Source organism: Haloferax marinum (assembly GCF_009674625.1).
Classification (GTDB): domain Archaea; phylum Halobacteriota; class Halobacteria; order Halobacteriales; family Haloferacaceae; genus Haloferax; species Haloferax marinum.
Window position 1 is genome coordinate 585,208 of the sequence record NZ_WKJQ01000001.1, and the last position, 20,738, is coordinate 605,945.

The 20,738-nt window shown below is 62.2% G+C and carries 18 protein-coding genes; 11 read left to right on the forward strand and 7 right to left on the reverse strand.

Annotation, left to right across the window (positions count from 1 at the left end; all coding sequences use genetic code 11):
• Nucleotides 1-54 precede the first annotated feature (54 nt).
• The 3 genes from GJR99_RS02995 to GJR99_RS03005 are packed head-to-tail and all read left to right on the forward strand — an operon-like array spanning nt 55 to nt 4,007.
• Nucleotides 55-1,659, forward strand: a complete 1,605-nt coding sequence (locus tag GJR99_RS02995) for an acyl-CoA synthetase (protein WP_151109190.1) — start codon at nt 55-57, stop codon at nt 1,657-1,659.
• A 60-nt stretch (nt 1,660-1,719) separates the two neighbouring features.
• A complete protein-coding gene (locus GJR99_RS03000) occupies nt 1,720-2,514 on the forward strand; it encodes a creatininase family protein (RefSeq protein WP_151109191.1) in 795 nt (264 codons plus the stop codon).
• Nucleotides 2,511-4,007 carry a cryptochrome/photolyase family protein gene (locus GJR99_RS03005; protein ID WP_151109192.1) on the forward strand — a complete coding sequence of 499 codons (1,497 nt, stop codon included), beginning with the start codon at nt 2,511-2,513 and terminating at the stop codon, nt 4,005-4,007. Before GJR99_RS03000 ends, GJR99_RS03005 begins: the two co-directional genes overlap by 4 nt.
• An 81-nt stretch (nt 4,008-4,088) precedes the next feature.
• Here GJR99_RS03005 and GJR99_RS03010 read toward each other — a convergent pair whose 3' ends face one another.
• The 3 genes from GJR99_RS03010 to GJR99_RS03020 form a co-directional block, all read right to left on the reverse strand.
• The gene (locus tag GJR99_RS03010; protein WP_151109193.1) at nt 4,089-4,283 is read right to left on the reverse strand and encodes a cold-shock protein; all 195 of its coding nucleotides are present in this window, start codon (nt 4,281-4,283) and stop codon (nt 4,089-4,091) included.
• Between the two features lie 92 nt (nt 4,284-4,375).
• Complete coding sequence (locus tag GJR99_RS03015) at nt 4,376-4,957, reverse strand: peroxidase-related enzyme (protein WP_151109194.1); 582 nt, start codon at nt 4,955-4,957, stop codon at nt 4,376-4,378.
• 77 nt (nt 4,958-5,034) lie between these two features.
• A complete protein-coding gene (locus tag GJR99_RS03020; RefSeq protein ID WP_151109195.1) occupies nt 5,035-5,529 on the reverse strand; it encodes a metal-dependent hydrolase in 495 nt (164 codons plus the stop codon).
• Between the two features lie 181 nt (nt 5,530-5,710).
• Here GJR99_RS03020 and GJR99_RS03025 point away from each other — a divergent pair, with 181 nt between their 5' ends.
• Both GJR99_RS03025 and GJR99_RS17360 read left to right on the forward strand, forming a co-directional pair.
• Nucleotides 5,711-6,895 carry a mechanosensitive ion channel family protein gene (locus tag GJR99_RS03025; protein ID WP_151109196.1) on the forward strand — a complete coding sequence of 395 codons (1,185 nt, stop codon included), beginning with the start codon at nt 5,711-5,713 and terminating at the stop codon, nt 6,893-6,895.
• 40 nt (nt 6,896-6,935) lie between these two features.
• A complete protein-coding gene (locus tag GJR99_RS17360; RefSeq protein WP_191967060.1) occupies nt 6,936-7,073 on the forward strand; it encodes a hypothetical protein in 138 nt (45 codons plus the stop codon).
• Between the two features lie 55 nt (nt 7,074-7,128).
• Here GJR99_RS17360 and GJR99_RS03030 read toward each other — a convergent pair whose 3' ends face one another.
• Together GJR99_RS03030 and GJR99_RS03035 are read right to left on the reverse strand one after the other, a co-directional pair.
• Complete coding sequence (locus tag GJR99_RS03030) at nt 7,129-9,561, reverse strand: DUF5059 domain-containing protein (protein ID WP_151109197.1); 2,433 nt, start codon at nt 9,559-9,561, stop codon at nt 7,129-7,131.
• A 373-nt stretch (nt 9,562-9,934) separates the two neighbouring features.
• Nucleotides 9,935-11,524, reverse strand: a complete 1,590-nt coding sequence (locus GJR99_RS03035; protein WP_151109198.1) for a uracil-xanthine permease family protein — start codon at nt 11,522-11,524, stop codon at nt 9,935-9,937.
• A 128-nt stretch (nt 11,525-11,652) separates the two neighbouring features.
• Between GJR99_RS03035 and GJR99_RS03040 the strand changes: the two genes are divergently transcribed.
• Nucleotides 11,653-12,996, forward strand: a complete 1,344-nt coding sequence (locus GJR99_RS03040) for an MFS transporter (protein WP_151109199.1) — start codon at nt 11,653-11,655, stop codon at nt 12,994-12,996.
• Here GJR99_RS03040 and GJR99_RS03045 read toward each other — a convergent pair whose 3' ends face one another.
• Nucleotides 12,997-13,467 (reverse strand): chemotaxis protein CheW, encoded by a 471-nt coding sequence (locus GJR99_RS03045; protein ID WP_151109200.1) that lies wholly within the window; start codon nt 13,465-13,467, stop codon nt 12,997-12,999. It abuts the gene before it with no gap.
• 295 nt (nt 13,468-13,762) lie between these two features.
• Between GJR99_RS03045 and cheB the strand changes: the two genes are divergently transcribed.
• The 5 genes from cheB (at nt 13,763) to GJR99_RS03070 (ending at nt 19,656) form a co-directional block, all read left to right on the forward strand.
• Nucleotides 13,763-14,881 carry a chemotaxis-specific protein-glutamate methyltransferase CheB gene (cheB, locus tag GJR99_RS03050; protein WP_154325929.1) on the forward strand — a complete coding sequence of 373 codons (1,119 nt, stop codon included), beginning with the start codon at nt 13,763-13,765 and terminating at the stop codon, nt 14,879-14,881.
• 2 nt (nt 14,882-14,883) lie between these two features.
• A complete protein-coding gene (locus tag GJR99_RS03055; protein WP_151109201.1) occupies nt 14,884-17,283 on the forward strand; it encodes a chemotaxis protein CheW in 2,400 nt (799 codons plus the stop codon).
• Complete coding sequence (locus GJR99_RS03060) at nt 17,283-18,125, forward strand: CheR family methyltransferase (protein WP_151109202.1); 843 nt, start codon at nt 17,283-17,285, stop codon at nt 18,123-18,125. Before GJR99_RS03055 ends, GJR99_RS03060 begins: the two co-directional genes overlap by 1 nt.
• Nucleotides 18,126-18,128: 3 nt before the next feature.
• Nucleotides 18,129-18,995, forward strand: a complete 867-nt coding sequence (locus GJR99_RS03065; RefSeq protein WP_151109203.1) for a CheF family chemotaxis protein — start codon at nt 18,129-18,131, stop codon at nt 18,993-18,995.
• A 103-nt stretch (nt 18,996-19,098) separates the two neighbouring features.
• Entirely contained in the window at nt 19,099-19,656 is a 558-nt protein-coding gene (locus GJR99_RS03070) for a dihydrofolate reductase family protein (RefSeq protein ID WP_151109204.1), read from the forward strand.
• Between the two features lie 15 nt (nt 19,657-19,671).
• Here the strand turns inward: GJR99_RS03070 and GJR99_RS03075 are convergent, their stop codons facing one another.
• Nucleotides 19,672-20,727: a CheF family chemotaxis protein gene (locus GJR99_RS03075; protein WP_225317650.1), complete on the reverse strand. Its 1,056-nt coding sequence runs from the start codon at nt 20,725-20,727 to the stop codon at nt 19,672-19,674.
• Nucleotides 20,728-20,738 lie beyond the last annotated feature (11 nt).

Consider the following 20,738-nt stretch of genomic DNA (forward strand, 5'->3'; position numbering starts at 1 on the left):
ACTCCGTACAAACGCGGACGAACTATTATTACAGTCTACTTTGTCTGTCGAGTCATGGAAGTCGATTACGAGGCTGAATTGGAATCGTTCGAGTGGGATATTCCCGAGGAGTACAACATCCCCGCAGTTATCGAATCGCACGCAGACTCGTTCGGTGACCGCGTCGCGCTGAAGTTCCGCGACGACGAGGGTGGACGGGACGAACGGACCTACGACGACCTCCGACAGGACATGAACCGATTCGCGAACGCGCTCGAATCGATGGGCGTCGACAAGGGTGACCGCGTCATTCATCTTCTCCCGCGACACCCCGACGTCTTCGCCGTCCAACTGGGTGCGCTCAAGCGCGGCGCACTGCTGGTCCCGAGTTCGTCGATGCTCAAGCCGAAAGATATCGAGTTCCGCGCCAACGACTGTGCGGCGACGACGGCCGTCGTCCACCAGTCGCTCGTCGATATGGTCGACGACGTCCGCGACGACACCCCGCTCGAGAACTTCGTCGTCGTCGGTGGTGAGGCCGACGGCTGGACCCAATTTTCCGAACTCGTCGACGGGGAGTCGGGTGAACACGACGGCCCCGAACTGAAGGCCGAAGACCCGATGTCTATCAACTACACCTCCGGGACGACCGGCCAACCCAAACCAGTTCGCCACCGCCACCGCTGGATGCGCTGCTTCGAACTCATCAACGCACCCTACTGGTGGGGCGTCACGGCCGACGACGACCTGTCGGACGAACTCCTCTGGGCGACGACCGGAACCGGATGGGCGAAGTGGTTCTGGAGTCCCGTCGGCGTCGGCCTGACCACGGGTGCGACACAGTTCGTCTACCGCGGCGACTTCGAACCCGACACCTTCCTCGAAATCATGGAAGAAGAAGGCGTCACTCGCCTCTGTGCGGTCCCGACGCAGTACCGGATGTTCGCACAGCGTGACCTCGGCTCGTACGACCTCGCGCTGAAGGAAGTGCTCTCTGCCGGCGAACCGCTCAACCGCGAACCCATCGAAGCGTTCCGCGAAGCGTTCGACGTCATCCCCCGCGACGGCTACGGCCAGACCGAGACGGTGGCGCTCCTCACGAACTACCCCGGAATCGACGTGAAGCCTGGCAGCATGGGCAAGCCAACACCGGGTCTCGGCACCACCATCATCGACGAAGACGAGAACGAAGTCGCCGACGGCGAAATCGGAGAAATCGCCATCCCCGTCGGTTGTCCGGGTATCTTCGACGGCTACTACAACAAGCCGCACCTCGACGAGAAGACGTTCTCCGGCGACTACTACCGCACGGGTGACCTCGCCTCCCGAGACGAAGACGGCTACTTCTTCTTCGAAGGCCGCGCCGACGACATCATCATCTCGTCTGGCTACCGCATCGGCCCGTTCGAAGTCGAAGACGCACTCGTCTCGCACGACGCGGTCGCAGAGGCCGCCGCCGTCGCCAGTCCGCACGACGAACGTGGCAGCATCGTCAAGGCGTTCGTCGTCCTCGTCGACGGCTACGAGGGTTCTGACGAACTCGTCGACGAGTTACAGGACTTCATGAAACAGGAGACGGCACCGTACAAGTACCCGCGCGAAATCGAGTTCGTCGACGAACTGCCGAAGACGTCGTCGGGGAAGATTCGCCGTATCGAACTGCGCTCCCAAGAGAAGTAACTCCTCTCGGCTCTCGTCAGACGGTTTACTTTCTTTACGTGTCGCCCCCTCGTGACCTGCATGTACATCGCGGACCAGACGTGGCCGGAACTCGGTGAGTACGTCGCAGAATCGTCGCTGGCCGTCGTTCCACTCGGTTCGACAGAACAACACGGGCCACACCTTCCGCTCGCCACCGACCACCTCATCGCCGAGTCGTTGGCACGCGCCGCGACCGAGCGAACCGGCCATCTCTGTACCCCGACAGTGAACGTCGGCGTGAGTCCACATCACCGCCAGTTCCACGGGACGATGTGGGTAGACGCCCCGCAGTTCCGCGACTACGTCGAGTCGATGACGCGAAATCTCGCGTACCACGGCATCGACCGCGTCGTGTTCGTCAACGCCCACGGCGGCAACGTCCAGCACCTCCGAGAGGTCGGTCGGCGACTCCGCGACGACGGGACGATGTACGCCATCGAGTGGATGTGGGACGAGTCGATTCCGGACCTCGTCAGAGAACTGTTCGACCACCCAGGTCCACACGGCGGACCGAAGGAGACGGCGATGATAATGCACATCGCACGTGACCTCGTCAGAGACGACCGATTGACGGACGCTCGGGATGGCGGCGTCGTCGACCTCTCCAGCGACCACCTCCGCGAACACGGGGCACGAACGTTCTACGACGCAATCGAGAACTCGGAGAACGGCGTCTTCGGTGACCAGACCGACGCGACTCCCGAAGCGGGCGCGAAACTGTTCGAGGCGGCCACAGACCAACTCGTCCACCTCGTCGAATGGCTCGACGACCGACCGATTTCGAACCTTATGGCCCCTGCACACGTCGACCCGCAACCGGGCGAACGCAGATGACCGTCTGGGTCCTCGGTGACCAACTCAACCCGGAGACGACGCCACTCCAGCACGAGGACCACGTGCTCATGATAGAGGCGCACAACTTCGGTGAGCGACTGCCGTATCACCCGCAGAAACTGGTGCTGGTGTTCTCCGCGATGCGCCACTTCAGAGACGAACTTCGAGAGCGGGGCTACGAGGTGACGTACATCCAAGCCGAGACGTTCGCCGCCGGCCTGGACCGATTCTACGACGCTGTACCCGGTGCAGACCTCGTCGTGATGGACCCGCCGAGTCACGGTGCAGGCGAACGATTTCGACACCTCGTCGAATCCCGTGGCGGGTCGCTCACGCTCGTCGAAAACGACCTGTTTCTCACGACACCTGCCGAGTTCGACGCCTGGGCGGGCGACACGGAGTCCTATCGGCAAGAACACTGGTACCGACACGTCCGCCGGGAGACGGGTATCCTGATGGACGGCGACGACCCGGCCGGCGGTGAGTGGAACTACGACGACCAGAACCGGGAGACACCACCCGGCGATTGGACACCGCCCTCTGCGCCGCGGTTCCTCCCTGACGACGTAACCGAGGAGGTCGTCGAATTCGTCCAAGAACGGTATCCCGATGCGTGGGGCTCTGCCGACGAGTTCGTCTGGCCGGTGACCCGTGACGAGGCCAGACGGGCCCTCGACCACTTCGTCGAGAACCGACTCGCCGACTTCGGTCCGTACCAGGATGCGATGGTCGGCGGCGAGTGGGCGCTCTGTCACTCACTGCTGTCGGCCGCCATCAACCTCGGCTTGCTCACTCCCCACGAGGTCGTCACCGCCGTCGAGACTGCGTACAGAGACGGGAAGGCACCGCTCAACAGCGTCGAAGGCTTCGTCCGGCAAGTCGTCGGCTGGCGCGAGTTCATGCGACACGTGTACCGGCGGTCGATGCCCGAGTTGGCGGAGGCGAACCAACTCGACCAGACAGCATCGCTTCCAGCGGCGTATTGGACCGGCGAAACGGAGATGCGCTGTCTCTCGGAAGCGGTGGGCCACGTCTACGACCACGGCTACGCCCACCACATCGAACGCCTGATGGTGCTTTCGAACTTCGCACTCGTCTACGGCGTCGACCCACAGGCGCTCAACCGATGGTTCCACCTCGGGTTCGTGGACGCGTATCACTGGGTAACGACGCCGAACGTCGTGGGTATGGGGTCGTTCGCCACCGACGTGCTCTCGTCGAAACCCTACGCTTCGTCCGGAAACTACGTGAACAGGATGTCTGACTACTGCGCGTCGTGTCCCTACGCCGTCTCGAAGACGACTGGTGAGAACGCGTGTCCGTTCAACGCGCTCTACTGGGACTTCTTGAAGCGACACGAGGCAGTGCTTCGAGGGACGGGTCGGATGGGGCTCATGTACTCACACGTCGACAGGAAAGACGACGACGAGTGGGAGAAAATCGAGGCGCGTGCGGCCGAACTTCGGCAGATGGGTCGAGACGGCACGCTCTGAACGTCCCGGTGCAGTCGCTCACCGTGTGAAAATGGAAAACTCTGTTTTCGGTCTCGTCTCTCGGGTCGGAACGTCGCAGACTTAGAGTCGTTTTACGTTGACCGCTCGGGGACCTTTGTCGGCCTGTTCGATGTCGAATTCGATCTCCTGACCCTCTTCGAGGTCGGGACCACCGATATCTTCCATGTGGAAGAACACGTCGTCGTCGTGGTCTTCGGTTTCGATGAATCCGTATCCGCCGGAGGACTTGAAGAATGCAACCTTGCCTTTCGCCATTGCGTGTCACAAGTCGTCTGTGGAGGCCATAAGGGTTCCGCCAGTTGACAACATACCCCACAGGGCGAGTGGTGAAAACGCTGTGCGCGCGCTCAGTCGTCGCGTCGCTCTCGACCCAGTGTGTGGAACTCTTCGTTGGGTCGCATATCCGCGAACATCGCCATGCGATTGCTCAGGTTGAAGAAGGCGGTGACGGCACCGATGTCCCACACTGCTTCCTCGGAGAACCCTACGTCTCGGAGGCGCTGGAGGTCGTCGTCTCCAACTTCCACGGGTCGCTCGGTGAGTTTGACCGCCACGTCGAGCATCGTCTTGTGTTTCTCGGAGATATCCGCAGACCGGTAGTTGGCGACGAGTTGGTCGGCCAAGAGCGGGTCTTTGGCGTAGATGCGGAGGAGTGCGCCGTGGGCGACGTTGCAGTAGTAGCAGTGGTTGACGCCCGAGACAGCGACGATTATCATCTCGACTTCGTGGCGCTCCAAGTCGGTGTCTTCGACGAGGGCATCGTGGTAGTCGAAGAAGGCACGCCAGTGCGAGGGTTTGTACGCGAATCCGGCGAAGACGTTGGGCGTAAAGCCCGCGCGTTCGGTCTCCGATTCGATTCGCTCGCGGAGGTCGTCGGGCAGTTCGTCGAGGTCGGGAACCGGGAATCGAGTCATTGCGTCGTCGTCCATGCGTCGGTGGACTCTCGGACGGACCTTAACGATTCCTCAGATTCGAGAACTGATACGCCCGTCCGAGTACGGTCGAATCAGACCAGCACCGAGAGATACGTCGCCGCCGCGACCGCGAAGAGGCCCAGTGCGAACAGGCCGTGGTTGGCGATGGTGTTGTCGGCGGTCCACAGCGAGAGCGTGAACTTCCGTGAGGAGACGGGCCACAGCGGGCGGATCCCGGCGGGCGTGAGAACGTCCCCGAGCAGGTGTGCGACGATGGTGAGCGTCCCAACGGCGAACCCGAACGCACCGACCATCACTGCCGTGGAGTCTGTCTGGCCAGCGTTGCTCGCGAGCAGGTATGCTCCGCCACCGCCGACGCCGCCGACGAGCACCGCGAACAGGAGTGTGTGCGTCGGCCCGCGGTGAGAGAGACCGGGGACGCGCATGTCGTAGTCCGGAAGCATCGCCAACCAGCACATCACCGCTCCAGCGACGAACGTGAGTTCGGGATAGCCCGCTTGCAGGAGGGCGAACCCGAACGGGGCGAACACGAGGAGCGAGACGCCCCAGTGACCGGTTCGATACATTCACTCGTTGTGGTGGCGGTATCGTACATAATGTTTCGCTCCGTCTTTTCGCCTCGTCTCTGTCAGGTAGTCTCTCGCCCCGTCTCTGTCAGATAGCCACTCGCCCCGGCGTCTGTCCGCGCAGACAGAGTGTCACCAAGCCGGAACAATGGTTAACCGCGCTGGCCGCGACGTGCACTCCATGAGCCAGCACTTCTCTGAACTTCTCTCGGGACTGTCGGCAGTGGAGGCGACGCTCCTCGTGTTGCTCATCTCTGTCGGCGGGGCGTTCGTGATGGAGGCCGTCGTCATACGCCTCTTGTTGCAGTACACGAGGCGGACAGAGACTGCCCTCGACAACATCGTCATCCAAGAAATCCGGTGGCCAATCGTCGTCACCGTCTCGCTGGCCGGTATCTATCTGTTCGCTCAGACCCCGTCGGTCGCGACAGCGCTCGTCGTCGACGACGCAGTGCTCGACCGGTTCTTCGGCCTTCCCTCCATCTCCGTCGGTATCGTCGTCTGGGCGTGGGCGCTGAACCGCCTCGTCAACCGTCTCGTCGAGTCGGTCAAGGACAAAGGGAGTCGGTTCGACTTCGCGCCGGTGTTTTCGAACATCTGGACCCTCGTCGTCTCTATCGGGACTATCGGTGCGCTGTTGTACATCTGGGGCATCGAAATCACACCACTGTTCGCCGGCGCGGGTATCGCTGGCATCGCCGTGGGGTTCGCCGCGAAAGACACCGTCGCCAACTTCTTCGGTGGAATCGCACTCTACTTCGACGACACGTACAAGATAGGCGACTACGTCGTCCTCGACTCCGGTGAAGCGGGGACGGTCGTCAAAGTCGGGATTCGCTCGACGACGCTCCTCACCCGCGACGAACTCCTCGTCACCGTTCCGAACTCCGTGCTCAACGCCGCGAAGATAATCAACGAGTCCGCGCCGGACCGCCGTCGCCGGATGAAAGTGCCTATCGGCGTGGCGTACGGAACCGATATCGACCAGTTCGAAGATATTCTCGTCGAGTTGGCTCTCGACGAGCCACTCGTCCTCGACACGCCGCGTCCCCGCGCACGGTTCCGCACATTCGGCGCCGACGCACTCGAATACGAACTCGTCTGCTGGGTCAACAGTCCACTCAAGCGCGGGAAAGCGACACACAAGCTCAACCGAGAGATATACAAACGATTGAACGAGGCGGACATCGGGATTCCCTACCCACAGCGCGACGTTCACGTCCACACGGCCGAACCGGCTTCGGCGACCCGTTCCGTGATGAAGGAACTGTCGAACGGTGGAACGACCCGCACTCGAGAAGACGACGGTTTCGACGAAGACGACGCCGAAGACAGCGACTACGACGAGTTGCTAGACGACGAGTGACTGGCGGGAACGTTAACCCTCGAGAGGCCTACGTTCTGGTATGCTTCAACTCGGACCGCTGGACACGCTCATCCAGACGTTCGGTCCCTTCGTCATCCCGGTGCTTCTCTTCGCCGCCGGTCTCGTGGGGTATCTCGTCTTCGTCGCGCTCGGACAACTTCGGGTGGGTGACGACTGACCACCGCCGCCTCGCCCAGCGGGTATTCCTGCGGGTGTGAGTGCTGGCTAGTCGACTACTCCTCGACGACGACGACGCCGGTCATTCCTCCAACCTCGTGCGGGACGCAGAAGTACGCGTGTTCTCCCGCAGTCTCGAACGTGTGGACGTAGGACTGGCCGGACTGGACGGCACCGTTCAGTTCTGTCCACCCGTCTTCGGCCGCCTCTTGGGACTCGAACCCACCGGATGCCCAGTAGGCCGCGCCTTCGGGGGTTTCGTCGGCGTCGGCGGTTACCGTGTGGGCTTCGCCCTCAGCGTGTTCGAAGACGACCGTATCACCGACGCTCACGGTGAGTTCGGCCGGTTCGAACGAGACGGCTTTCATCTTCACCACGTGGTCGGCGTCTTCTGGGACTCCTTCGACGACGTTCGGGCCGCCCGTGTAAGACGATTCAGCGTCACCGTGACCGTGGTCGTGTGCCGAGTGGTCGACCGGTGCCTCGTCGATAGCACCGGCGACGGCGAACTGCGCACGAGTCGTCGCGGCCGCGTAGGCGTTCGCAGCAGAATCGACGTCTTCGCCCTCGTCGAGCGCCTCGATGTAGGACGACAGCGCCTCCTCGAACCGTTCGTAGGTGTCGTGGTCCGCTTCTTCCACCAGCTCGTGGACTTCAGCGTCCTCGAACGTCTCGAAGACGGTGCTCATGCGGTCTGAAGCGACACCCGACAGGCCGGCGTCCGCGGCGGCCGTCGAGACGACGGCGTACATCGAGTCGACCGTCTTCTGGTTGTAGGTCTTCGCCGCTCCGTAGGCGTCACCGTCCGATTCGGCGGCCGACCCGATTCCTTCGAGCGCACCTTCGAACGACTCGTAGAGGTCGTGGTCGGCGTGTTCGAGGGATTCGTGATACCCACCTGCACCTTCCTCGAAGAATCCATAGGCTGACTCGACGACGGTTCCTGCACGGGCGTTCGCACCAACCTGTGCGAGAGCGGCGGCGTCGAATCCACGGGCACCGAAGAACGCCGCTTCGGCCGCAGAGACCTCAGCAGTCGTACCGACGGCAGTCTCGAACTCGAAGAGGGCGTCCATCGCGCCTTCGGCGTGTGTTGCGGCGGTTTCGGCGTCGTCTGCCTCCGCGGCGTCGGCCAGGCCGGCGAGGTGTTCCTCCTCGAACCGGTGATAGAGGTCTTCGGACTCGTGTTCGATGGCCTCGTGGAGGTTCGCTTCGTTCTCCTCGAACCGTTCGAAGAGGCGTTCGGCGATGGCTTTCGCGCGGTCGGTCTCGCCGACAGCAACGAGTTCTCGGGCGTCGCCGAGTCGGGCGCGGAAGAACGAGGCTTCGAGGATGGCCGCGGATTCGCCGCCTGCGAGCGCAGAGACGCCTGTGAGGAGGTTCTCGTCGACGGTAGCGAGCGCTTCTTCGGACGCCGCGAGGTCACCGGACTGAGCGGCCTCTTTCAACGATTCGAGACCTCCCTCGAAGCCTTCGTAGGCGTCGTGGTCGGCTTCTTCGAGGGCTTCGTGAGCGCGTGCGCCTTCGAAGTGCGCGTAGATGTCGCCGGCGAGCGTCGCGGCGTAGTCGGTCTGCTCCTGTTGGACTAGCCACGCGACGTCGGCAGTGCGAGCGCGGTAAAGAGTGAGTGTGGAAGCGTGTGCGTACTCGTCACCGGGACCACCGAGGCCGGTGAGGACCTCGGCGTCGAACCCGACGGCCTGCATGAGCGCGAAGTGGGCCGCACCTGCGGCGGCCTCCGGGGCCACTTCGAAACTCGCGTCGACCATCGCAGTTGCGGCAGTGCGGGACGACTGTCGAATCGTCTCCGCGTCCGTCGCCTCTGCTGCGCCTTCGATACCCGCTTCGAACGTCTCGTAGAGTTCGTGAGACGCTTCTTCGATGACTTCGTGTTCGGGTGCTTCTTCGAACGATTCGTAGACGCTGTGTGCGAGTTCTGCTGCGGCATCGACTTCTCCAGCGGCGGCGAGCATCTCGACGTCGCGGGCGCGGGCGGCGAACGTGAAGAGACCGAACGCGTCGACGATTGCCGGGTCGGTCCGTCCGCGCTGGGCCGCGAGGAGGTTGTTCGCCGCCTCCATCGCGAGGTCAGTTCCCTCGCCAGACTGTCCGTCGGAGAATGCGTGTGCCGCGCCGCCGAGGTTCTCCTCGAACGATTCGTAGTTCTGTTCGTTCGTCGCTTCCAGTTGCTCGTGGACGCTCCACTCGCCAGACGACTGTTCGAACCGTTCGAAGACGTCTTCTGCGACACGGCCAGCAGTCCCGAGTCGCCCTGCAGCGGCGAGTGCGACAGTGTCGTGCAGTCGCGCACGCATCGCGTTCCACTCTGCTGCGACGGCCGTCGAAGCATCGACGCTCCCCGACGCCGCCTCCGACGTGGAGGCTTCCGCCTCCGCCGATTGACCAGTAGGCGCATTACAACCCGCGAGGCCGGCGGTTGCGATTGCCAGCCCGGTCGTCTTCAAGAGAGTCCGTCGAGAGTACGTCATCAGGTTTTAGGCTCGCCTAAACCAATAAAAGTGCTTCGATTTTTAGGCCGGCCTAAAACGAGTGGGTCAGTTGCGACTCGGATTGTCCCTAGTTTTTGGTCACCCTAAACGTGTTTAACTCCGTCGGTCGTTCGGCTACTGGTCTACTCAGTACCCCGGTTTGCGCATACCTCTCCGCGAAATCGAGGTCGTTAGCAGGAGAGGGGGTAGGGTAAGGTGAGGTGAGGTGAGGTGAGGTGAGGTGAGGTGGAGGAGGGAGAAACCAGGTTCAGTCGAAACAGTCGAGTCGTCTGAAAAAACGAGTGGACGGAACCGAAATCGGGTGGTCGAAACCGAGTGTTGCGAGTCGTCGTTCGGAAGACGGCGTCGTCGATTAGTCCGCCGTGGTCGAATCGTCGCGGAGGCGGTCGAACATCGACGTAAACTCGCCGTCTTCTTCGACGGTGTCTTCCCACTCTTCGAGGCCGCGTTCGACGCGAGTGCCCTCGATGGTGTTGTCGAAGAAGAACGCGAACAGCCCGCCGACGGCCATCCCCGTCGAACCGATGACGAAGATGGTGTCTGCGACGAGTTGCGTGCCGAGAACCTCGCCGACGATGGCGACCTGACTCATTCCCTGACGGAACGCTTCGGCACTGCCGACGTTACCCATGTACGCCGGAATCGCGAGGCCGGCGAACATGGCGACGCCGATGATGAAGATGTTCCGCGAGGAGTCGAGGTCCACGTACTTCAGGTTCGACAGGCCGACGGCGACGATTTGGCCGAACATGGCGATGTAGAGCCCACCGACGATGGGGCCGGGAATCGTCGCGATAAGCTGACCGAAGTAGCCGACGAAGCCCATGACGAGCATCAGTGCGGCACCGACCTGCACGACGTAGCGAGAGGCCACGCCCGTGAGGCCGATTGCGCCGATGTTCTCGGAGTAGGAGGTCGAACCGCTTCCGCCCATGGTGGCCGAGAAGATGTTCATCAGGCCTTCCATGCCGATGCCGTGGTTGATGCGACGCTTCGACGGTGCACCGACGCCCGACAGACGCGCGACGGCGTGGTAGTCACCGAAGGATTCGACCATCGAGGCGGCGACGCCAGCGAGCATGCCGATGATGAACGAGGTGGTGAACTGCGGGATACCGAATGCGACTGTGCCCACGACGGGGAGTGCGACTTCCATCGTGCCCGCGCCGCCCGCGAAGCCCCACTGGAAGGGGTAGATGGGCATGAACGCCGGCGCGCTGGCGACGGACTGCAGGTTCACGAATCCGGGTGCGCCGGCGGCGATGACGCCCGTGACCGAGAGAACCGCCGCGATGACGTACGAGACGATGACGCCGAGGAGCACCGGGAACAGTTTGAACGCCGGGTGAGCGGTGTCGAGGTACTGCGAGAACAGGACGATGAGTGCGAGCGTCAGGCCGAGGAGCCACCAGTTGTTGGTGGCCGACGTGACTTGTGGGACGCTGAACAGCGACAGACCGATGAGTGCAATCGTCGGGGCGATGACGACTGGCGAGATGAACTTCCGGACGCGTCCGAGCAGTCCGAAGTAGCCGACGAGCACTTCGACGGCCGCCGCGACGATGATTGCACCTTGCAGTTGGAGCAGCGCCGTCTGCCACGCGGGCCCGACGGGGTCGGTCGCTTGCACGACGCCGATGACGGCGATTGCCGGTGCGAGCATCGAGAACGGTGCACCCTGAACGATGGGGTAGCGGTTCCCGAACGTCGTCTGCATCAGCGTCGCGATACCGGAGACGACGAAGAACGTCCCGACGAATCGCGGAACGACGTCGCCGGGCATACCCAACACTCCAGCGAGGATGAGAGGAACGGCGATGTTTGCGCCCACCATCGTGAGATAGTGTTGGGCGCCGAGAAGGAGAGCGGTTGGAAGGGGTGGTTTGTCGTCGATACCGTACTGCACGAATGAAGAGGGTGATGAGTCGTCCGTCACGACCATCCCCCCGTATATGGTGGCTCTCTGCCGAGCATGGTTGTTCCAGCATTCCATTGGTAGTATATATGTCCTACTAATTCGCAAGTGTCGGTGGGGTAACGATTTTGTCACACCGGTCTGACTCGTCTCTCGTGAGCAGACTCCCATCGTCACCCCCGGCGAGACGCGACAGGTGGCTCGTCGGATGGGCCCTCGGATACGCAGCAGTCGGGGCGTCCTCGCTCGTCGTTCCGCTCTACGCAATCGAGTTAGGTGCCAACGCGCTGTTCGTCGGTCTCATCGCAGCAACCGCCGCGTTCGCCGGTGCACCCGGTGCGATTATCTGGGGCCGACTCGCCGCGCGAGCGAATCGGCGCCGTCCATTCGTCCTCGTCGCACTTGCCTCGACAGCTGGTTCCCTCCTCGTCGTCGCGAGTGTGAACTCACCGATGGCTGTACTTGCTGCGAACACACTCTTGTGGTTCGTCGTCGCCGCCGCCGCACCGGTGTTGAATCTCATCGTCGTCGAGGGCGTCACACCAGACCAGTGGGACCGACGATTCGGCGTCCTCAACCACTATCAGGGCTACGGATGGCTCGGTGGGCTCGTCGTCGGTGCACTCTGGTCTGCGCTCGCACCTCGCGTCTTCGCACTCGACGCACTCGCCGTGCAACGGTGGTTCCTCGTCGCGTCGGGGGGCGTCGCCGCCCTTGGTGCGATTGTCGTTCGCGTGTGGTATCCCGACCGACCCACCGTCTCCAGTCGGCGGTTCGCACGGCTCTCGGCGGGAATCCGCCGACAAAGCGGGCTCATCGGTCGATCGGTACGGGCGGTCCCCTACGGACCATCTCGAATGTACTGGGCACTGCGAGAACTGGACGTCGCCGACTTGCGAGCACGGGCGACTCCCGTCTTGCTCAACTATCTCGCCGCGGCGACGCTGTTCTTCGTCGGCTTTTCGGTCTTTTTCGGCCCGCTGCCGGCGTACCTCGTCTCTGTGGGACGGACCGCCGACGAGGTGTTCGTCCTCTTCGTCCTGTCGAGTCTCGGGTCCGCACTGAGTTACGCCCGCGTCGGTGCGTTGGCGGCGACGTACGATTCACGACGATTACAGGTCGGAGCGTTGGCGACACGTGGCTTCGCGTTCCCACTCGTCGCCGTCGCTGGGACGTATCTCGCTGGCCAGACGAGTCTCGTCGTTCTCGGTGCGACGTTCCTCGTCATCGGTGTCACGTGGGCGGTCATCGCCGTGACTGCTACCGGGCTGGTCACCCGACTCGCACCGGACCTCATCCGCGGCGAAGCACTCGGTGCGTACACGGCACTGGCGAGTATCGGCGGTGGTGTCGGCTCTGCACTCGGCGGTGTCGTCGCGACCGAACTCGGCTACGTCTCGGCGTTTGGACTCGCCGGAGTAATCGTGGTGGCGGCGCTCGTCGTCGTGTGGTCGTCGGGTGAAAACGTCGTGCGGGGCCGGTTAGCGTCGACCGAGTAGTTACTCGATAGCGTGGACTGGAGAGATCCAGACCACGAGGTCGCCGTCGCGTTTGATGACGCCCTCGATGGAGTCGTCTTTCTCTAACGGCGGGTCTTCGACGTCGTTCATCGAGACACGGACGACCTGATACACTTCGTCGACGAGCCAGCCAGTCGCCGCTTCGTCTTCGAACTTGTTGGGGTCGAAGATGACGATGCGCTTGGAGTCGCCCTCGTCGTCGATGCTGAACAGCGACTTGGGGTTGATGATGGACGTCGTCCGACCGCGTAGGTCCATCACGCCTTCGACGTAGTCGGGAGCGTTCGGCACGCCCGTGAGTTGACCTTTGTCGACGATTTCGCTCACGTACTCGATATCGACGCAGTAGGTCTCCGGACCAAGTTGGAACTCGAGGACTTGGACCTCTTCTACGGAGTCCGCCTCGGCGTCGTCCTCTGCCACCTCGGTTGTGATTGCATCCTGTCGCATGGTAAAATCCGGCGGGGGAACACCACCGCCTGTCTACCTCAGAGTGCAGCGATTCGGTCCATAAAGCTACGTACCCGATTATCACGCCTGATTCCTCCCGCCAAGCGTTTATATACCCAATTTCCGAACCTCGGAGGTAGATGAGCGGTCAACGAAACGGCACGCTAACGACTCCAACGAGCCATCGGCAGGCGGCGCGTTCGACGCCACCGAGGAACCCTTGGCAGGTAGCCGAACGAGCTTCGGCCACGCTGTTGCTAACTCTCTCCCCAAGTCGCCCCTGTGGGTGGGGCCGATGAGTTCGTCCGCCGTCGGGGGACCGACACGTGCTGTCGTCGTCGACGACTCACGGTTCATGCGGATGCTGATTCGAAAACTCCTCGAAGACGCAGACGTGGAAGTCGTCGCCGACGCAAGCAACGGTCGTGAGGCGATTTCGGTGGTCGATGAACACCGTCCCGACGTGGTGACGATGGACATCGAGATGCCCGAGATGAACGGTCTCGACGCGGTCGAACGTATCATGGACGAGTGTCCGACGCCCGTCCTCATGCTCTCGGCACACGCCGAGGAGGACGCAGACGTCACGTTCGACGCACTCGACAGAGGGGCAGTGGACTTCGTAACCAAACCGGGTGGCGAAGTCACCTCCGAGATGCCACGCGTGAAACGCGAACTCGTCGAGAAAGTGCAGTCCGCCGCAGCGGTGGACCTCAGCGCGACACAGCGTCGGTCCCGGCCGCCAAAGGCCGACACTGGCCGGCAAAGGAAGACCGACTCGACGACGTCGGTGTCCTCGTCGTCCTCGTCGTCCTCGACGTCCAAACAACTCCCTCCCGAAGGGTCGACGATTATCGTCGGGGCCTCGACGGGCGGCCCGAACGTCGTCGAGCGCGTTCTCGCGGGGCTTCCTGCGGACGCTGGGCTTCGTGTACTCGTCGTCCAGCACATGCCGAAAGGATTCACGAACCGATTCGCCGCACGTCTCGACGGCAGATGTGAGTACGACGTTCGCGAGGCAGAAGACGGCGAGCGAATCGGCCCTGGGCAGATTCGCGTCGCACCGGGCGGGTCACACCTCCTCGTCACCGCCGACCGCGCCGGCAGACTCCGACTCGAACTCTCCGACGACGACCCGCTACACGGCGTCAAGCCGGCTATCGACCTCACGATGGCGTCGGCCGCCGAAGTGGTCGACGCGCCCCTCGCGGGTGTGTTGTTGACCGGGATGGGTCGTGACGGCGTCGAGGGAATGACGCGAATCGAACGGGCGGGCGGCCACACCGTCGCACAGGACGAAGAGACATCAGCAATCTTCGGGATGCCGAAGCGTGCCATCGAGGCAGGGTGTGTCGATACCATCGCACCCGACGGGCGCATCACCGACGAAACACTCCGCGGTATCACTACCTGACTATGGACGAAGAACTCTACCAAGCGTTCATCACCGAGAGCGAAGAGAGCATCACCCAGTTGAACAACTCGCTGTTGTCCCTGGAGTCGAATCCAGAGGACACAGACGCCATCGACGATATCTTCCGACAGGCACACACCCTGAAGGGGAACTTCGGTGCGATGGGCTTCGACAACGCCGCGACGGTGGCCCACGCCGTCGAAGACCTGCTCGACGAGATTCGACACGAACGGCTCGACGTCACCGCAGAGCGGATGGACCTCGTCTTCGACGGGATGGACCTCATCGTGGACATCCTCCACGACATCGAAGAGAACGGCGAATCGACGACCGACCCGACAGAGACAGTCGAAGAACTCCGCGCCGCCGTCGAACCCGAGAGTGACGCGGGAAACTCGAATCCGGCGGCGTCTGACGACTCCGACCGCGACGATATCGACGTCGCCTCGCTCGCCGCCGAAACCGTCGACGTCGACGCCATCGACGCGACCGTACTCACACACGCCCACGTCGAACTGAACGCCGGGCAGATGAAAGGCGTCGACGCGGGCATCTTCCTCAGTAGCATCCCCGACCACGTCGACGTCGTGGGTGCGAGTCCGACACGCGACGCCATCGAAGCAGGCGAGTTCGAAAATGGATTCGACCTGTTCGTCAGCAACCTCGGTGAGAACGCCGTCACGATGAAACTGAGCGACCTCTGGAAAGTCGAGTCGGTCGAAGCGACCGACGTGACCGACGTACTCACCGGTGGGGCGTCGGCCGACGAATCAGTGGACTCTTCGGAGGGACCCGACACAGACGGCGCGTCTTCGGACGGGCCCGACGCGGAACCAGCCGAGACGACTGCTGACGACCCACCCGCAACCGACGCCGACGGGTTCGAGCAAGCGACTCCGGAACCGAGAGACGCCGACGAAGTAGTCGACTCCGTACTGGCAGCGTCCGATGTCGCTGAACTGGCAGACGCCGTCGATACCGCCGGACTGACAGAGTCCGATACCGCCGGACTGACAGAGTCCGATACCGCCGGACCGACAGAGTCCGATGCCGCCGAACCGACAGAGTCTGATACCGCCGAACCGACAGAGTCCGATACCGCCGGACCGACAGAGTCTGATACCGCCGAACCGACAGACGCCAACGCCACCGACTCGGAGGACGACGAACAGAAGGACGCACGGTCGATTTCGGCCGTCAAGTCTGTTCGCGTGGACGTCGACCAACTCGACGAACTCCACGAACTCGTCGAACAACTCGTGACGAGTCGAATCAAACTCCGGAACGCCATCGACGAAGAACAGAACACCGCACTCGACACGCTCGACGAACTGGACAAAATCTCGAGTAACCTCCAGAACACCGTCATGGACATGCGACTCATCCCGCTGAAGAAGGTGTTCGACAAGTTCCCGCGCCTCGTCCGTGACCTCGCACGCGAACAGGACAAGCGCGTCTCGTTCAAGGTGGAAGGCGCAGACATCGAACTCGACCGGACCATCCTCGACGAGATATCCGACCCGTTGATGCACGTCCTTCGGAACGCCGTCGACCACGGCATCGAAGACCCCGACGTGCGCGAGTCGAACGGCAAATCGCGAACGGGGACTATCAAACTCTCCGCTCGTCGCCAACACGACACGGTCATCGTGACCGTCGAAGACGACGGGGGCGGCATCGACGCCGACGCCGTCCGCGACAAAGTCGTCGCAGAAGGCGTCGAAACTCGCGAAGAGGTGAACAAGATTCCCGACTCGGAGATATTCGACTACATCTTCCACCCCGGCCTCTCGACCAACGACGAGATTACCGACGTGTCGGGTCGCGGTGTCGGGATGGACGTCGTCAAGACCACCGTCGAATCGCTCGACGGGGCCGTTTCGGTCGAGAGCGAACCGGGCCAGGGGAGCAAAGTCAAGATTCGCCTCCCCGTCTCCGTCGCCATCATCAAAGTCCTGTTCGTGCAGGTCGACCACCGGGAGTTCGGCGTCCCCATCAAGTACATCGACGAGATTAGCCGCCGTGACCGCGTTCAGTCGGTCAACGGTGCGGAAGTCATCGTCCACGAAGACACCATCTTCCCACTCATCCGTCTCCGCGAGGCACTCGAAATCGACTCGCCAGAACCCGACGACGGAATGGTCGTCCGTATCCGACCCGACGACAGACAGGTCGCGCTCCACTGCGACGGCGTGACGAAACAGGAAGAGGTCGTCGTGACGCCGCTTCAGGGACCGCTGTCGGGTGTCGGTGGACTCTCCGGAACCGCCGTCATCGGCGATGGAAACGTCATCCCCATCCTCGACGTGTCCACGCTGGAGATGCCCAGCGACGGCAAACAGGCGATTCGAGAGTTCGACCCGAGCACGCTCCCCGAAACCACAGAGGAGGCCGCAGACTGATGGCCTCGTCAGACACTACCGACCCAGCGTTCGCCCACCTGTTGACGTACATCGAAGACTCGCTGGCGTTCCAGACGAGTTCGTACAACGACGCCTACCTCGACCGGCGTATCTCCGCTCGGATGCGACGACGCCGCGTCGACGAATACGAGGCCTACGAGGAGCTGTTACGCGACGACGAAGAAGAACAGCAAGCGCTTCTCGACGCTCTCTCGGTCAACGTGACGAGTTTCTTCCGAAACCCAGACGTCTGGGAGGCGCTCCGAGACGTCCTCCGTGACTTGAGTTCGCGAGGGGGCAGACGCGACCCAATCACGGTGTGGAGCGCCGCGTGTTCCGACGGACGGGAAGCCTACTCACTCGCGATGCTCGCCCACGACGACGACCAAGTGGACGAACGGCGTATCGAAATCGTCGGCACCGACATCAAACGCGAGATTCTCCGCGCTGCCCGTCGCGGCGAGTACCACGCGTCGGAGACGAACGATTTGGCCGAACAACTCGAACCCATCGGTGACTGGGAGCGCTACATCGACCGCGACGGCGACGTCTTCCAGGTCAAAGACAAGCTCACCGACATGGTTCGGTTCAAACGCCGCGACCTGATTCGCGAAGACCCGCCGGGGACGTTCGACTTGGTCGTCTGTCGGAACCTGTTTATCTACATCAACGCCGAGTCGAAGCGAGCGGTGTTCGAGACGCTCGGGTCGGCACTCGAAACTGGAGGCTACCTCACGATTGGGATGACAGAGACGATTCCTCCGGAGTGTCGAGACCAGTTCGACCCGGTAGAGAAACGGCTTCGAATCTACAGCGCGAGCGACGCCGCCGCACAGAGGTGAACGATGAAGCCCGGTGAACACAAACTTGGAGACACCCGTGGGCGATTCCTCCAGGTTGTCAAAAACGGCCGGGAGATACTCGACGTCGATTGGACGAGTGGCCGGATTCTCCTCTCGAACAAGCGACTCATCCTCGCCGGGACGGGCGGAAAGCGAACGATACAACTCCCGGACATCGAGAAACTCGGTGGTCGATTCGACGTCAACCAGCGAATCGCCACCGTCTCCGACTACTTCAGTATCCACATCCCGTCTGGGGTCGTCCTCCTCGCACCAGTCGATTACGACGAGTTCGAGATGGACTTCTTCGGTGCGCTCCTCAACTCCGAGCAGTTCCTCGCTCGCCACCCGGCAGTCGCGGGCGGTGTCGTCCAGAACACCGAGTGGGAGAACTCCCGACTGAAAGTCGAAGAGGAGTCTGTCAGTATGGCGACGGTCGGTGGCAAGTTCGTCGAGATTCGACTCGACGACATCGGCGCCATCAAAACTGGCGAGCGAAAGGTCGTCGACGACGTCCGGAACGTCATCGAAGTCGAACACTCCGACGACGAGGGGACGAGCCTCCAGACGTATATCTCGGGGTCGGAGCGAGCGATTACGTTCCTCTACTCGCTGTTGCGCGAAGGCGAAGAGCTCGCAGAGACCTCCATCGAGTTGAGCGAGACGGACAAACAGGTTCTCACTGCACTCTACTCTGGGGTCGCACCGTTCGACATCCCCGATTTCCTCGGCCTCGACGTCGACGAAGTCGAGGAACTCTTCGAACGCCTCATCGACCACAGAGTCGTCGAGGAGGTCCGCATTCGCCACGAAGTGCAACTCAACGCCCGTGGCCGAAACATCGCCTCCGACGCCATCAACGAGCAGTAATCTTCGGTCTGTCCTGTCGCCACCATCCGCCGTCTCTCGGTGGGTGTTATTACCCGGACGAGCACACGTAGTGCTATGACTGAGAGCAACGTGACCTCCAACGATGACTGAGAGCAACGTCACCCTCTACATCGCGACGAGTGTCGACGGCTACATCGCCGACGACGATGGCGGTGTCGGGTGGCTCGACGAGTTCGAAGAGGACACGGAGAACGACGACATCGTCGAAGCCTACGAGGAGTTCTTCGACTCGGTCGAGTGCCTCGTGATGGGGGCGACGACGTACGAACAGATACTCGGATTCGGCGAGTGGCCGTACGGAGACCTCCCGACGTACGTCTTCACCCACAGAGAACTGCCGCAGGCGACAGACACGGTCGAGTTCGTCGCCGGAGACGTCGATTCCGTGGCGACCGAACTCGAAGAGCAGTACGACCACTGCTGGTTGGTCGGCGGTGCACAACTCGCCCGAGAGTTCCTGCGAACGGGTCACGTCGACGACCTTCGCCTCTCACTCATCCCCGTTCTCCTCGGGAGCGGCATTCCGCTGTTTACTGCGACCGACGAGACACGTCGATTACAGCACCTCGACACGCAGACGTTCCGCTCGGGAATCGTCGAACTCCGCTACTCGGTAGAAAAACACCACCACGACGAGTGAGCAGTTCCAGCGCGTTCAGACGTTGACGTCTTCGATCTCTTCGTTCACGACGAACCGCCCCTGTGGCGTCAGCGACGTCGGAAGCGTGTCGTCGCCGATGAGGTCTTCGTCGTGGAGCGTCTCCAGTGCGTCGTCGAGAACCGCCTGTTCGACGCCGAGGAGTTCGCTGAAGTCCACCTCTGCGGCCATCTCGCCCGCAGAGTAGAGTCCGACCAGCACTTCGAGACCCTGTTCTGTGACGTCTACGTCGCGCACGTTGGACTTTATCCAGTGGTAGACGAGACGGAGGTAGCGGCCGAGGATGTTCATCTTCCGCCGGGATTTGAGCGATATCTCGGTCGTCACCGTCTGTCCCTGTTTGACGTGTTGGACCGAGAGGACGAGTCGTTTCTCGTCTTCGACGGTTCGTTCGAGGACTTCGAAGAAGATGACGCTCGCTAGGTCGATGTGGAACGGGTCGCCGTTCTCGGTGAGCGGGCCGTCGTCGTCGGGGAACGTGACTGCTTCGTAGTCGAGGTGGAGGCCGGTCGGTCTGCGCGGCGTGTCGAGGACGCGACCACCGATTCGGGCGGGGTGTGTGACCATCGCGCGCGAACCGTTGAGGACGGCACGGAACAACAACAGTGTGAACTTCTCGATGGTCTCGCGGTCCCCACCGACGACGGTCGTCCGGCGCTGGTTCCCGATGATGTAGCCGACCATCACCGTGTAGTCGAAGAACTCCTCGACTTCGGGCGGGACCTGACCGACGGCGATGTCGAAGATGGAGGTGATTGGGATGTCGGTCTTGGAACTCGACGTGGCGAGGATGAGTCGTCGCTGACTCATCAACACGCGGCCCTTGACGGGTTCGAACGACGCGTTGCCCCCGGCGACGAAACTCGCGACGAAATCGACGACGATGGACTCACCGTTCGGGGTCCGTTTTTGGGTCCGCTTTTTCGAGTGCTCCCGCTCTTTCTTCTCACGGTTGTCCGCCGGTTCGGACTTCTGTCTTCTGTAGGCTTGCAGAATCTTGCTGTTGGCGACGTCACCACCCTCCGGCGTTCGGGACCGTGCGTTTTCGACCATCTGGTCGTCCG

Coding starts and splice junctions, on each gene's coding strand:
- GJR99_RS03000 (WP_151109191.1), top strand. CDS start 1,720: ATGTACATCGCGGACCAGACGTGGCCGGAACTCGGTGAGTACGTCGCA.
- GJR99_RS03035 (WP_151109198.1), bottom strand. CDS start 11,524: ATGGTCGTGACGGACGACTCATCACCCTCTTCATTCGTGCAGTACGGT.
- GJR99_RS03020 (WP_151109195.1), bottom strand. CDS start 5,529: ATGTATCGAACCGGTCACTGGGGCGTCTCGCTCCTCGTGTTCGCCCCG.
- GJR99_RS03070 (WP_151109204.1), top strand. CDS start 19,099: ATGACTGAGAGCAACGTCACCCTCTACATCGCGACGAGTGTCGACGGC.
- GJR99_RS03060 (WP_151109202.1), top strand. CDS start 17,283: ATGGCCTCGTCAGACACTACCGACCCAGCGTTCGCCCACCTGTTGACG.
- cheB (WP_154325929.1), top strand. CDS start 13,763: ATGAGTTCGTCCGCCGTCGGGGGACCGACACGTGCTGTCGTCGTCGAC.
- GJR99_RS17360 (WP_191967060.1), top strand. CDS start 6,936: ATGCTTCAACTCGGACCGCTGGACACGCTCATCCAGACGTTCGGTCCC.
- GJR99_RS03045 (WP_151109200.1), bottom strand. CDS start 13,467: ATGCGACAGGATGCAATCACAACCGAGGTGGCAGAGGACGACGCCGAG.
- GJR99_RS03025 (WP_151109196.1), top strand. CDS start 5,711: ATGAGCCAGCACTTCTCTGAACTTCTCTCGGGACTGTCGGCAGTGGAG.
- GJR99_RS03055 (WP_151109201.1), top strand. CDS start 14,884: ATGGACGAAGAACTCTACCAAGCGTTCATCACCGAGAGCGAAGAGAGC.
- GJR99_RS03005 (WP_151109192.1), top strand. CDS start 2,511: ATGACCGTCTGGGTCCTCGGTGACCAACTCAACCCGGAGACGACGCCA.
- GJR99_RS03015 (WP_151109194.1), bottom strand. CDS start 4,957: ATGGACGACGACGCAATGACTCGATTCCCGGTTCCCGACCTCGACGAA.
- GJR99_RS03065 (WP_151109203.1), top strand. CDS start 18,129: ATGAAGCCCGGTGAACACAAACTTGGAGACACCCGTGGGCGATTCCTC.
- GJR99_RS03010 (WP_151109193.1), bottom strand. CDS start 4,283: ATGGCGAAAGGCAAGGTTGCATTCTTCAAGTCCTCCGGCGGATACGGA.
- GJR99_RS03030 (WP_151109197.1), bottom strand. CDS start 9,561: ATGACGTACTCTCGACGGACTCTCTTGAAGACGACCGGGCTGGCAATC.
- GJR99_RS02995 (WP_151109190.1), top strand. CDS start 55: ATGGAAGTCGATTACGAGGCTGAATTGGAATCGTTCGAGTGGGATATT.
- GJR99_RS03075 (WP_225317650.1), bottom strand. CDS start 20,727: ATGGTCGAAAACGCACGGTCCCGAACGCCGGAGGGTGGTGACGTCGCC.